Origin of the sequence: Paenibacillus sp. FSL H3-0457 (genome assembly GCF_037981725.1) — a bacterium.
Taxonomy (GTDB): domain Bacteria; phylum Bacillota; class Bacilli; order Paenibacillales; family Paenibacillaceae; genus Paenibacillus; species Paenibacillus amylolyticus.
The window spans coordinates 4,061,818-4,074,994 of record NZ_CP150283.1 but is presented as its reverse complement, the minus strand read 5'-3'; the positions used below and the strand labels follow the sequence as shown (position 1 = coordinate 4,074,994).

The window sequence follows — 13,177 nt, the reverse complement described above, 5'->3', positions numbered from 1 at the left end:
ACGCCATTTCTATCTTCTCGGTAATGAAAACCAGACTTTTTGAACACGTATCTTTAGGAGAACAATGCAATTTTCATCTGTTAAAAGTTGATTATACGCAATGCAAAAAGTATCATCAATAGGGTATAACATTTTTTTTGAAGAGGTGAACGATAACAATGGATAAACAAACACAGGAACATTTGGAATCCTTCCGTAATCTGGCTCGTAAAATTAAGAGCTATCATGAAGCCATTGGTTTGCTTCACTGGGATCTGCGCACAGGTGCGCCGAAAAAAGGCGTTCCGACTCGTTCGGAGACGCTGGGTATGTTGTCCACCGAAGCATTCAAGCTGCAAACCTCGGCTGACATGAAGACTTACCTGGATGCATTAACGACTCCAGCAGTATCGGAACAGCTCGAAGATATAGATCGTCGTCTGGTTGAAGATTGCAAGAAAGAATATGATCGCAGTCAATCCGTACCACCTGAGAAAGTACAAGCATATACGGTGCTCACGGCCAAGTCCGAAACGGCATGGGAAGATGCCAAGCATAACAGTGATTTTGCTGGATTCTCACCTTATCTCACAGATATCGTTAAGCTCAAACAGGAGTTTATTGATTATTGGGGTGTGAAGGATACACGTTATGATACGCTGCTTGATATGTATGAACCGGATCTGACGGTTGAGAAAGTGGACGCTGTGTTCGCCCGCCTCAAAGCACGTTTGGTGCCTCTACAAGAGAAGATTAATGCTTCAGAAAACAAGCCAAATACAGAGTTCCTGAATCAGTTGTTTGACACCAAACAACAGGAAAAATTCAGTCTGTTCATCCTGGAACAAATGGGCTATGACTTTGAAGCTGGACGATTGGACGAGAGTGTTCATCCTTTTGCAACGGGTCTTAACCCGGGTGATGTGCGGATCACAACACATTATCTGCAAGATGATGTAGCAAGCGCAGTCTTCAGTTCACTGCATGAGGGTGGACATGCCCTGTACGAGCAAAATATTGATGACAGTCTGGCGGGTACCCTTCTTGCCGAAGGAACGTCCATGGGGATTCATGAGTCCCAGTCCCGTCTTTGGGAAAACATGATTGGTCGCAGCCTGCCATTCTGGACACGCTATTACAAAGATTTGCAGCAGCATTTCCCGCAACTGAGCGAGGTTGAACTGGAAGATTTCTATCGTGCAATCAACCGGGTAGAGAGTTCACTCATTCGGATTGAAGCGGATGAACTGACCTATAACCTGCATATTATTATCCGATATGAGATCGAGAAAATGTTATTCAACGATGGTCTGGAAGTGAAGGACCTGCCGGAGACCTGGAATGCAAAATACAAGGAATACCTCGGTATTATGCCAACGAATGATGGAGACGGTGTTCTTCAGGATGTTCACTGGTCCGGTGGTGACTTTGGTTACTTTGCTTCGTATTCTCTGGGTAATATGTATGCAGCTCAAATTCTACATACATTGCGCAAGGAAATGCCGGAATTTGATACCCTCATTGGCGAAGGAAATCTGATTCCAATTAAGGAATGGCTTACAGACAAGATCTACCAGTATGGTAGAAGTCGCACACCTTCCGAATTGATTGTTGCCGTAACGGGTGAAGAATTGAACCCGGATTATCTGGCCGATTATCTGGAAGCCAAATATGCCGAGATTTACAAGCTGTAGATATCCCATATATAACATATTAAATAACATATCGAAGAGCTGAAGAGCCGGGCAACATTGCCCGGCTCTTTTTTGCATTTAAGTTCTTAACCTTTTGTTGGGCATCGGCATATCCATAATAGAGAGAAACTGCTGAAACCAGTGAAGGAGGGAAACAACATGAAATACACGCCATGGTTCGTCCGGGGCATCGTTATTCTGCTGATTATCATTGTGGCGCTCACCAGCTGTAATAAGGAAGAGAATGAAGCCAAGATTACGATTGGCGAAGTGACTCGTTCGGTATTTTACGCACCGGAGTATGTGGCTGTGGCTCAAGGTTTTTTTGAAGAGCAGGGACTTGAGGTGGATATTCAAACGACTGCTGGTGGTGACAAAACGATGGCGGCATTACTCGCAGGTTCGGTGGATATCGCACTGGTAGGGGCGGAGACGTCCATATATGTCTATCAGCAGGGAGCGGAAGATCCGGTCATTAACTTTGCCCAGCTCACCCAAACGGATGGTACATTTCTGTTCGCTCGTAACACAGAAGGTAGCTTCGATTGGGGGCAACTGAGGGATTCCACATTTCTCGGTCAACGCAAAGGCGGCATGCCGCAAATGGCAGGGGAGTTCTCACTGAACAAACATGGCATTGATCCACAAAGTGATCTGGAGCTCATTCAAAATGTGGACTTTGCCAACATTGCGTCTGCTTTCGCTTCAGGTACGGGAGATTATGTTCAACTGTTTGAACCCCAGGCATCCATCTTTGAACAAGAAGGTCGGGGTAAGGTTGTTGCATCGTTTGGCACAGAAGGTGGTCTTCTGCCTTACACCGTCTTCATGACGAAACAGAGTTATCTTAACGACAATAAGGATATCGTACAGAAGTTTACGAATGGTCTACACAAAGCGCAGGCATGGGTAGATTCCCATACGGCTGAAGAGATTGCCGAAGTCATTTCTCCTTTTTTCAAAGACATTGATCCAGCCATTCTAGTCAGCAGTGTTAATCGTTATAAGGAACAGGGCAGCTATGCAACGGATCCAATCATTGATGAGGAAGAGTGGAACAATCTGCTTGATGTCATGAGTGCCTCCGGAGAGTTGAAAGAACGTGTGGATTTGAATGCCATTGTGGATAATGCCCATGCGGAAGAAGCTACGAAATCAAAGTAATGGGGTATTCAGGAAAGGAAGTGAGCAGAATGCCTGAATCCGATAGTGTGATCCGACTGGAGGGGATCTCTCAAGTATACGTCAGCGAGCGGGAAGCTTCCTTGGTGCTTGAGGACTTGAGTCTGGAGATCCAAAAAGGAGAGTTCGTCAGTCTGGTTGGACCGAGTGGATGCGGTAAAACGACATTGTTGTCGATCATCGCCGGGCTGCTCACACCCACCCGAGGAGAGGTTAAGGTTAAAGGCAAACTCGTTGGCGGCCCCTCAGCACAGATTGGTTATATGCTTCAACAGGACTATCTGTTTCCGTGGCGGACCATTCTGGATAATGCATTAATCGGTCTTGAACTGACAGGCAGACTGGATGAACGGAGCCGTGAGCGTGTACGGGAACTGCTGGTAAGTATGGGGTTGGCCGGAACGGAGAATCAGTACCCTTCAGAGCTTTCAGGAGGCATGAGACAGCGAGTAGCCCTGGTGCGCACGCTGGCAACCGATCCGGGGATTTTATTGTTGGATGAACCATTCTCAGCACTTGATTATCAAACCAAGCTGCAATTGGAGGATCTGGTCTCGGACACGTTAAAACAGTTTGGCAAAACATCTGTTCTCGTCACCCATGATTTGTCTGAAGCCATTGCGGTCAGTGACCGCGTCATTGTACTGGATCGCAATCCGGGCCGCATCCGTCGTGAATTTATCATTCCCGATGGAATTCGTAAATCTCAGCCGTTTCATGCCAGGGAGCAAGAAGGATTTAATGCGTTGTTTCAGGCATTGTGGAGTGAACTGGATCAGTCCGGGGGAGGTGAGGAAGACGCGTGAATCCAATGAATCCGAAGCAGGAAAAGCGTGACGAATGGATGGGGCAGCTGCATCGGAATCATATTCAGCAGGTGGCCAGATGGCGACATCAAGTGCTTGCCGTACAGTTATCTATGTTAGTATGTATGTTTTTGCTATGGGAAGTGGCAGGCAGACTCCGTTGGATTGATGTACTGTTATTCAGTTATCCGAGTAAAGTTTTTGCCCAGATTGGCAAGGACATCGCTAGTGGCGAGTTGTGGGCACATGTTGGGGTGACCGTGGGGGAAACGGCAGTTGGTTTTTTACTGGGAACACTGGTGGGAACCTTGCTTGCGGTTTTAATTTGGTGGTCTCCTTTTTTGTCAAAAGTGTTGGACCCCTATATGGTTGTGTTCAACAGTATGCCAAAGGTAGCACTTGGCCCGATCTTTATTGTGATGTTCGGCGCGGGTTTTACAGCGATTGTTATGACCACATTGTCCATCACGGTCATTATCACGACACTGGTGGTGTATAACAGCTTCAATGAAGTGGATCCCAATTATATTAAAGTCATTCGTACGTTTGGTGGAGACCGTTCCGAGATTTTTACAAAAGTTGTATTACCTGCTTCTTTTCCGGCGATTGTCTCCACTTTGAAAGTGAACGTTGGCATGGCTTGGGTGGGTGTAATTGTGGGTGAGTTTCTAGTCGCCAAACAAGGGCTCGGTTATCTCATTATCTACGGATTCCAAGTATTCAACTTCACACTTGTATTATCAAGTCTGTTAATTATTGCCGCAGTTGCAACAGCCATGTACCAACTTGTTGTCTATGCAGAACGCAAAATGCTGGCTGGCCGCAGGTGATTCTGAAGTGTTTTACTCGTAATGTGACCGGGTATGATATGTATACAATTTCACAAGGGGTGTCACGTTGCCCGATACCGTAAAATCAAGTACCATATTTAGTATGATTATTCCGCGCAGATCCGGAATGAATGCGATGATTGGAGAAGAGGGCCTTGAGGTTCTGTCGCAACGATCTAACTTGCCAGCGTCCCTCATTCGGGGCGTGTTGCTGTGACCGGCATGCATGCGCATGTCGGTTGATGTCGTCTAGTTTACTTTTGGATGAGACATACTAGTCATGATAAATGAATGAGGCGACGAGCTGGCTAAGAATTTTTTTGCAGCTTAGAGGAGATGGAATGTTAAATGGGTTTTAGGGTAATTAAAACTGCAATCGCCGCATTAATGGCTGTATTGATTGCAGACTGGTGTCGCTTGCCGGGACCAACATCAGCGGGATTGCTTGCCATTCTTGGTGTGGATGTAACGAGAAAACGAAGTATTCGCACCATATCGGCGCGGTTCTTTGCTTCCGTAGTTGGACTTTTATTTGCAAGTGTACTTTTTCACTTTCTAGGCTTCCATTATTGGGTGCTGGCGGTATACATATTGATCGCATTCCCGGCTATTGTCCGGGTAGGATTTAAAGAAGGCATTGTTACAGGTTCTGTTGTGGTGTTTCGGGTGTTCGGCGGCGGGGAGATGGACGTGCATGTCGTCCTCGTACAAATTGCTTTGTTGTTAATTGGTCTTGGTTCCGCAATGGCGGTTAACCTGGCCTATATGCCGGCAGCAGATCCACAGATGCTGCGCATTCGCAAACGAATCGATGAACTCTTCTCGAAGATTTTCAAAGAATTTGCGGCCACGCTGCGTAATCCCAATGAAGCATGGGCAGGGAGAGAGCTGATTGAAGCAGATAAAGCGATACTTGGCGGTATTGATGCTGCCAAACGTTCTCTGGAGAATCAGGTGATTCATCCGAATGAGGAATGGAGCGTCTACTTCTATATGCGCAAAACGCAGTTGGACTCCATCCAGCACATGATGCATCTCGTGTCCCAGATCTATCAGAAGATGCCACATGCGGAGATGGTTTCGGAGCTGTTCGATCAGCTTAGTCAGGACGTACTCACTGAATCCTACACGGGACGAACTGAAAAACTTCTTGCAGATGTGCAAGAAGAATTCAAACGTATGGAGCTGCCGGATACAAGGGAAGAATTCGAGATTCGTTCTGCAATTCTCCAGCTGTGCCGCGAACTCGCGCTGTATCTGAAAGTCGCGAAGAAGGACAAAGCACCGTCCCCAATCTCGGACCGGTCCCAATCTACAAACGAATAATAGAAAATAGTTGTCACCCTAGACGAATGCCCTGCATACACTTGTAGTGAATGATTGTATGGAGGAGGTTTAAAGATGTCATTGAGTCATAAACATCAATGTAGAGAGATTATCACGAAGGCGATCTGCGGCAAAGGTCGTAAGTTCTCTACCGTAACACATACCGTGACTCCGCCAAATGGTCCGACAAGTATTTTGGGGGCTTGGATTATCAACCACCAATATGAAGCCGTATCAGCGGGTGACGGAATTGAAGTTATTGGTACTTACGATATCAACATTTGGTATTCCTACGACAAGAACTCTCAGACGGATGTAGCCAAAGAAACGGTCTCGTATGTAGAACATGTGCCTTTGTCCTATCTGGACCCGAAACACCGGACTTCCACAGTGGAGGTATCTGCGGATGCAACGCAGGAACCTAGCTGTGTGGAAGCCACAGTATCAGCAGGTGGAAGCAGTGTAATTATCCGGGTAGAACGGGAATTCGCTGTGGAACTCGTTGCCGAGACTAAAGTTTGTGTGAAGGTCTGCACAGATGGTTGCGGTGACTACGAAGACAAGGACTATGACTTTGGCAGTGCCGATGGAGATTATGACGATCTCGATCCCGATCTGCTCGACGATGAGCTGTGAGTTTGACGCCTGTATTTGATAACCTAAGGTATCATATGCGCCAGAAGGCGCGGTGAAGAGGGCGTAAGCCCTCTTTCTTCTTAAATATTAAAAAATGGGTGGTAACGAGCCTCGCAATGTGCCTGGAATACCTTTCACGGGAAGGCTCCGCATTGCGGGGTTATTTTTATTTTAGTTGCATGATCCGGGAGGGGGGACGTAATGAATGTGATGGAACAAGCGGAGGAAGCGCTGCGCCGATATGAAAGGATGACATCTGGAGAACGTGCAGAACGGTTGAAACAGGCAGGCATTGAAGTGTTGTCACTGCACGATCGGCGCAAACGTGAACCAGGCTTACGTGTACGCTATGACGTAGAGGTAAGTTGTCTGCAGGCGATCCGGATCAAGCGCAAGGATACTAGTGGCATGGGAGGGGCACAGGAAACTCTGTTGGAGCGTGAAGCGAGTTCAACCTTATTCAAGCGCATAGAACGACTTGCGATCAAAACGCTGTATACGCTAGGGCTGGATCATGGAGCTGTTCGAATGGAATCCTCAGGGAACGGCGGCTGTGCAGTGATTTCGATCGACCCGTGTCCCTGGAAAGGGATGACCAACCTTGCTGCTACCTATAGGGAAAGCTGGAAGCAGCATCAGGAACTGCTGGATGAGGAACTGAGTCACAGACCCATTCCAATACTCGGCATGGACCCGGAGTTTCTTCTGGTGCAGATGCCGGAATCCAAAATCGTACCCGCCTCCAGATTTCTTGAACGTACAGGAATGGCAGGCTGTGATTCCGTCACAATTGGTGGACGGCGCATATATCCGGTTGCCGAACTGCGACCGGCTCCCAGCTCCGAACCACGAGAACTGCTGGCTCATCTGATGAGGGCATTCGCAGCCGCTTCCCGCAGCATTAGTGATCACTCACTCATCTGGCAGGCAGGCGGGATGCCACAGCGTGGGTTACCTCTAGGCGGTCATATTCATTTTAGCGGGGTGAATCTTACCGGGGAACTGCTTCGTGCACTGGACAATTATCTGGCATTGCCACTGGCATTTCTGCAAGACCCACGAGGATCGGGAAGACGACCCCGTTATGGAGCACTTGGTGATTTTCGCCTGAAATCCTATGGTGGGTTTGAGTATCGTACGTTACCCAGCTTTCTTGTATCGCCCCTTGTTGCAAAAGGTGTTGTGGCCTTGGCAGGTCTGATCGCGAGCGGGTATACTCAATTACGGCAGCGTCCGTTGGTGAAAGCTGAGGTTCATGCTGCTTTTTATGAGGGAAAGCGCGAAGTGATTAAGGAACACATCCCAGCACTCGTAGATGATCTGAAGAGGTTGGATGGATATGCACGTTATGAAAGATATGCGTCTCCGTTAATCCTTCAATTAAAACTGGGAAGAACTTGGGATGAGAGCCGCGATATTCGCAAACTCTGGAATATTCGGGCAGGTTCATGAAGTACGGACGTTTTTTTGATATAATAATAAACAAGTCTTTTATGAGTAATAAGCTACTACGGAAGATATGGAGCAGCAACCTTTGAAGGAAGTGGCGATTAGCCAACACATAAGGCGGAGGCGCAAACACAGTGCCTGACCGTCTTATTGTCCTTCCAGGACGCGTTTCTTCCTGACATTATAGGAACGGGATGGAGGATATTCATCATGGCTCAGTATACGCCAATGATTCAACAATATTTGCAAGTGAAGGCCGAAGCACAAGATGCTTTTCTATTTTTTAGACTGGGTGACTTCTATGAATTGTTCTTCGAGGATGCGATTAATGCTTCCCGTGAACTTGAGATCACGCTGACCGCACGCAACGGAGGCACGGATGACAAAATTCCGATGTGCGGTGTACCTTATCATTCGGCTGACAATTACATACAGCGTCTGATTGAAAAAGGATATAAAGTTGCAATTTGTGAGCAGATGGAAGATGCAAGTGTAACCAAAGGCATGGTACGACGCGAAATTGTACGTGTGGTTACACCCGGAACGGTGATGGAAGGAAAGACGCTGGGTGACAAGTCCAACAACTACATGGTGTGTCTTACAGGTAATCAAAATACGCTGGCGCTCGCGGCCTGTGATCTGTCAACGGGTGAGTTGTATGTGACATCCGTACCCTATTCCAAGGAATGGCTCAAGGATGAAATCGGCATCTACGAACCATCGGAGCTGGTGGGGGATGCAGCGCTACTTGAAACGGTAGAAGCCGAGGCGTCTCCAATCGGTCGCCCTGTGGTCTACACGTCGTGGACAAAAAATAAGGAAGATCTGGTCCGTCAGCAGTTTGGCGAGGCTGTCTGGGCAAGATTAGAGCCTGAACGTCAAGCGTGCATTGCACGTCTTTTCTCCTATCTGAGTGAGACACAGAAACGTTCTCTGGGGCAGTTAACTCAAATCTCAACGTATGAGCCCGATCATTACATGATCTTGGACCCGTTTACCCGCCGGAACCTGGAATTGGTGGAAACTGTGCGTGAACGCTCCAAAAAAGGTTCATTACTCTGGTTGCTTGATCGGACCGAGACGTCCATGGGTGCAAGAATGCTGCGTCGCTGGGTCGATAAGCCATTGTTGCAAAAAGGGAAGATTAATGAGCGTCTTGAAGCAGTGGATACGTTGTACAACCAGTTTATATTGCGTGAGGACCTGCGGGCAGAACTCAAAGACATCTATGATCTGGAGCGTTTGGTAGGCCGGATTGCGTTTGGTAATGCCAATGGTCGTGACCTGAATGCGCTCAAGTCATCGCTGGAGAAAATTCCAGGACTTCGTCAGCATTGCGCAGGATCTTCTTCCGCAACATTGCAGCATATTGCCGAAACGATGGATGATTGCAATGATCTGCGTGAAGCTATCGGGCAAGCCATTGTGGACGAGCCGCCGGTATCGGTAAGGGACGGAGGTCTGATTCGTGAAGGGTATCATGAACGTCTGGATGAATTGCGTGAGGCTTCGGTTAACGGGAAGCAGTGGATTGCGGAGCTGGAAGCGCGAGAGCGTGAGGCGACAGGCATTCGATCGCTGAAGATTGGATATAACAAAGTGTTTGGTTATTATATCGAGATCACCAAGTCCAATCTGTCCGCGTTGCCAGAGGGACGTTATGAACGTAAACAGACACTTGCCAATGCAGAACGTTACATTACGCCGGAGTTGAAGGAAAAAGAGACGCTGATTCTCGAAGCTCAGGACAAAATGGTTGATATTGAGTATGGGCTGTTCGCAGAGCTGCGCGAGCGGCTGAACAAAGAGATTGCAAGATTGCAGAAGCTGGCCGAACAGGTTGCAGAGATTGATGTATATCAATCTTTTGCGGTGATTAGCGCTGAGCGTAACTTTGTACGGCCTACGCTGACCGACGGTTATGACCTGGTTTTGGAAGAAGGACGCCATCCGGTCGTCGAGGCGGTCATGCGAGATGGCGCATTTATTGCCAATCACACGGCAATGACCAAGGAAGAGGCACGTATTCTGCTGATTACCGGACCAAATATGGCTGGTAAGAGTACGTATATGCGACAGGTTGCTTTAATCTCCATTTTGGCGCAAGTGGGTTGTTTTGTACCTGCCGGTCAGGCAGAGGTGCCGATCATGGATCGCATTTTCACACGGATTGGTGCCGCGGATGATCTCATTGGCGGACAAAGCACATTCATGGTGGAGATGGCCGACATTCAGGTCATGACGGACAAAGCCACACCACGCAGTCTGATTATTATCGATGAATTGGGACGGGGAACGTCAACCAGCGAAGGTATGGCTATCGCACAGTCTGTTATTGAATATGTACATGATATCATCGGCTGTAAAGCTCTTGTATCAACTCATTTCCATGAACTTGCTCATCTGGAGGAGAGTCTGGACAAGCTGGCCAACTACTCGATGGCGGTACAGGAGAGTGGAGACAAAGTTAATTTCCTGCGCAAATTGATTGCCGGGGCAGCCAGCAGCAGTTATGGTATCTATTGTGCACGCCTTGCAGGTCTGCCTGATAGCATTATTGAGCGGGCGAATGGACTATTGCATGGGTTCGAACATGCGGCCGCGCAAGTAGCTGTGGGCAGTGAATATATCGGAAACGAGAAGCAGGAAGAAGGCTTGAAATTAAAAGGTGGAAAATTCCAGCACACGGATTCAGCACCATTGATCCGGGAACACGAGATTGAGGAGAGTGCAGAGTACACACCTTCCATTGAAAATTCGGTTGGGAAGCAACATGCCAAGAAATCAAACAGCAAAGGACAGTCCAGCGCAAACCATTCGGATGTGGTTCAACTGTCTATCTTTGGGGATGATGAGCCGAGTGTGGCAACGAAACCGGATGTAGTTGCGGTGGATAAACCAGCGCGAGAATTCATCCGTACGATGAAAGATATCGATGTCATGAATATGACGCCTCTTCAGGCGATGCAGATATTGAATGAACTCAAATTGAAGGCACAGCAATTATCCTGAGTATAAGGGAGGGGAAAACCTGTGGCGAAAATACATGTGCTTGATGAACATATTGCCAACCAGATCGCGGCGGGTGAAGTGGTCGAACGGCCTGCTTCAGTTGTCAAAGAGTTGCTCGAAAACTCGGTGGATGCAGGCGCCACCAAGATTGAAGTGACGGTGGAAGAGGGCGGACTCCTCAGTATTCGTGTCAAAGACAATGGTACAGGTATTGAGCCAGAGGACATGGAAACCGCCTTTTATCGTCATGCGACCAGCAAAATAGCCCATGGCCGAGATCTGTTCCAGATCACAAGTCTTGGATTCCGCGGCGAAGCCTTGGCGAGTATTGCCGCCGTGTCCAAGGTAGAGGTATTGTCGGCAAGTGACAATGATGGGCGGGGGCGCCGCATCGTAATTGAAGGCGGGAACCTTCGCACTCATGAAGACGCAACCTCACCCCAAGGTACAGATTTTGCAGTGAGAGAACTATTTTACAATACACCTGCCAGACTCAAATATATGAAAACGATCCAGACGGAACTGGGACATATATCAGATGTCCTTTACCGGATGGCGATGTCTCATCCAAACATTTCGTTCCGACTGCGCCATAATGAGAATGTGCTACTTCAGACGTTGGGCAACGGCGATCTGCTACAAGTGGTTGCAGCGATCTATGGGACAAGTGCTGCCAAAGCGATGCTTCCCATCCAGGGAGAAAGTCTGGATTACCGGGTGAGCGGGCTGATCAGCCTGCCAGAATGGACACGAGCGAATCGTAATGGTATGTCAACGATTGTTAATGGGAGATTTGTTCGCAATTACGGTCTCAATCAGGCGATTCTCAAAGCCTACCATACCTTGCTGCCGATCAATCGCTTCCCGCTTGTCGTGGTGCAGTTGGAGATGCACCCCTCTCTTGTGGATGTGAACGTGCATCCGGCGAAGTTGGAGGTTCGCTTTAGCAAGGAACCAGAACTGTATGAATTCATAGAGACGACGTTGCGGGGGATACTCCGGCAGGAGGTACTGATTCCACAGGTCAAAAAACAGCAGATTCGACGTGGGGACGATAACTCCTTTATTCAGGAGCAATTCCTCTTTCCGCGTGGTCCGCTGAAAGATGCATCTGATGCAGAAGGATATGGTCAACAGGGTCCACTCGGGAAACCTACTGCTGCACCGCTGAAGTTAACTACGGAAGATGATGATCTGGATCTGGATGCTCCGGCGGATGTGTCCACACCACAGCCGGTATCTGAACAGGGTCACTCAGTGCCGTTGCCCGAAGCTCCACCTGAGATTACACACCCCCCTGTTCAGTTAGAAAGTTGGAACGGGGATATTTTGCAGAAGATTGCTAGTTATGACGGGGGGCAGACATCCGTTAACGTGCAAGAAGGCACTAAGGATGTAAGTACAAGTTTAAGTTCAAGTACAAGTTCAACCGAAACTGTTCCCAAATCTGACCTCTCTTCTCAAGATGGTGGGGATCGTGGAGCAACAGAGAAACCGCTGGCTGAAGGCAAACCAGCTACGTATCGCTCCGATTCCGTATATTCACCGGTTAGGGAAGCACGTTCATCGTATAATCCGTCTTCAGTTCCGAGAAGTGAACGGACGTGGAAAACTTCAGGTCTACCTGATGCCACTAAACTTGCTGCTGCCATTAAATCGGATGCATCCATGCCTGAATTTCCGGAGCTGAGTCTGATCGGACAGCATCATGGTACGTATTTGATCGCGCAAAATGACCAAGGTTTATATTTGATTGATCAGCATGCCGCTCATGAACGCGTAAATTATGAGTACTATTACGAGAAGTTTGGTAACCCTGCCCAGGCCTCACAAGAGTTACTGCTGCCTATTACGCTGGAGTTTACACCTTCGGAGACGGAAAAGCTGAAAACAAGGCTGGCTTGGTTCGAACAGGCGGGTGTATATTTGGAGCATTTCGGTGGACAGACGTTCCGTGTGCGCTCCCATCCGTTCTGGTTCCCCAAAGGGGACGAGAAAGACATTATCGAAGAAATGTCCGAGTGGGTGTTGAGTGAACGCAGCATAGATGTCGCCAAGATGCGAGAAGCTGCATCGATCATGTGCTCCTGCAAGGCGTCCATCAAAGCGAACCAAAAGCTGACGGATCAGGAAGCAGAAGTGCTAATTCAGCGATTGGGTTCATGTCGTCAGCCCTACACTTGTCCACATGGGCGGCCGATTGTGATTTCATTTTCAACATATGATCTGGAAAAATTGTTCAAACGTGTTATGTAGCTATTTA

General features: G+C 48.2%; 10 protein-coding genes. All 10 read left to right on the top strand.

Annotated elements, in window-relative coordinates:
• Positions 1-158 precede the first annotated feature (158 nt).
• Positions 159-1,673 carry a carboxypeptidase M32 gene (locus tag MHH25_RS18030; RefSeq protein WP_340017710.1) on the top strand — a complete coding sequence of 505 codons (1,515 nt, stop codon included), beginning with the start codon at positions 159-161 and terminating at the stop codon, positions 1,671-1,673.
• 159 nt (positions 1,674-1,832) lie between these two features.
• Positions 1,833-2,837: an ABC transporter substrate-binding protein gene (locus MHH25_RS18025; RefSeq protein WP_340017709.1), complete on the top strand. Its 1,005-nt coding sequence runs from the start codon at positions 1,833-1,835 to the stop codon at positions 2,835-2,837.
• Positions 2,838-2,866: 29 nt separating this feature from the next.
• Positions 2,867-3,661 carry an ABC transporter ATP-binding protein gene (locus MHH25_RS18020; protein ID WP_340017708.1) on the top strand — a complete coding sequence of 265 codons (795 nt, stop codon included), beginning with the start codon at positions 2,867-2,869 and terminating at the stop codon, positions 3,659-3,661.
• A gap of 5 nt (positions 3,662-3,666) precedes the next feature.
• Positions 3,667-4,491 carry an ABC transporter permease gene (locus tag MHH25_RS18015; protein WP_074096946.1) on the top strand — a complete coding sequence of 275 codons (825 nt, stop codon included), beginning with the start codon at positions 3,667-3,669 and terminating at the stop codon, positions 4,489-4,491.
• Positions 4,492-4,558: 67 nt separating this feature from the next.
• Positions 4,559-4,708, top strand: a complete 150-nt coding sequence (locus MHH25_RS18010; RefSeq protein ID WP_167544411.1) for a hypothetical protein — start codon at positions 4,559-4,561, stop codon at positions 4,706-4,708.
• Positions 4,709-4,839: 131 nt separating this feature from the next.
• Positions 4,840-5,817 carry an aromatic acid exporter family protein gene (locus MHH25_RS18005; protein WP_036613548.1) on the top strand — a complete coding sequence of 326 codons (978 nt, stop codon included), beginning with the start codon at positions 4,840-4,842 and terminating at the stop codon, positions 5,815-5,817.
• 75 nt (positions 5,818-5,892) lie between these two features.
• Positions 5,893-6,453 (top strand): outer spore coat protein CotE, encoded by a 561-nt coding sequence (locus MHH25_RS18000; protein ID WP_017687912.1) that lies wholly within the window; start codon positions 5,893-5,895, stop codon positions 6,451-6,453.
• Between the two features lie 201 nt (positions 6,454-6,654).
• Positions 6,655-7,905 (top strand): hypothetical protein, encoded by a 1,251-nt coding sequence (locus MHH25_RS17995; RefSeq protein WP_340017707.1) that lies wholly within the window; start codon positions 6,655-6,657, stop codon positions 7,903-7,905.
• Positions 7,906-8,112: 207 nt separating this feature from the next.
• A complete protein-coding gene (mutS, locus tag MHH25_RS17990) occupies positions 8,113-10,914 on the top strand; it encodes a DNA mismatch repair protein MutS (RefSeq protein WP_340017706.1) in 2,802 nt (933 codons plus the stop codon).
• 21 nt (positions 10,915-10,935) lie between these two features.
• A complete protein-coding gene (mutL, locus tag MHH25_RS17985) occupies positions 10,936-13,170 on the top strand; it encodes a DNA mismatch repair endonuclease MutL (RefSeq protein ID WP_340017705.1) in 2,235 nt (744 codons plus the stop codon).
• Positions 13,171-13,177: the final 7 nt, after the last annotated feature.

What these genes read in the sequence shown, in the direction of transcription:
- MHH25_RS18005 (WP_036613548.1), top strand. Translation starts at nt 4,840, where the DNA reads ATGGGTTTTAGGGTAATTAAAACTGCAATCGCCGCATTAATGGCTGTA.
- mutS (WP_340017706.1), top strand. Translation starts at nt 8,113, where the DNA reads ATGGCTCAGTATACGCCAATGATTCAACAATATTTGCAAGTGAAGGCC.
- MHH25_RS18025 (WP_340017709.1), top strand. Translation starts at nt 1,833, where the DNA reads ATGAAATACACGCCATGGTTCGTCCGGGGCATCGTTATTCTGCTGATT.
- MHH25_RS17995 (WP_340017707.1), top strand. Translation starts at nt 6,655, where the DNA reads ATGAATGTGATGGAACAAGCGGAGGAAGCGCTGCGCCGATATGAAAGG.
- MHH25_RS18015 (WP_074096946.1), top strand. Translation starts at nt 3,667, where the DNA reads ATGAATCCGAAGCAGGAAAAGCGTGACGAATGGATGGGGCAGCTGCAT.
- MHH25_RS18030 (WP_340017710.1), top strand. Translation starts at nt 159, where the DNA reads ATGGATAAACAAACACAGGAACATTTGGAATCCTTCCGTAATCTGGCT.
- MHH25_RS18000 (WP_017687912.1), top strand. Translation starts at nt 5,893, where the DNA reads ATGTCATTGAGTCATAAACATCAATGTAGAGAGATTATCACGAAGGCG.
- MHH25_RS18020 (WP_340017708.1), top strand. Translation starts at nt 2,867, where the DNA reads ATGCCTGAATCCGATAGTGTGATCCGACTGGAGGGGATCTCTCAAGTA.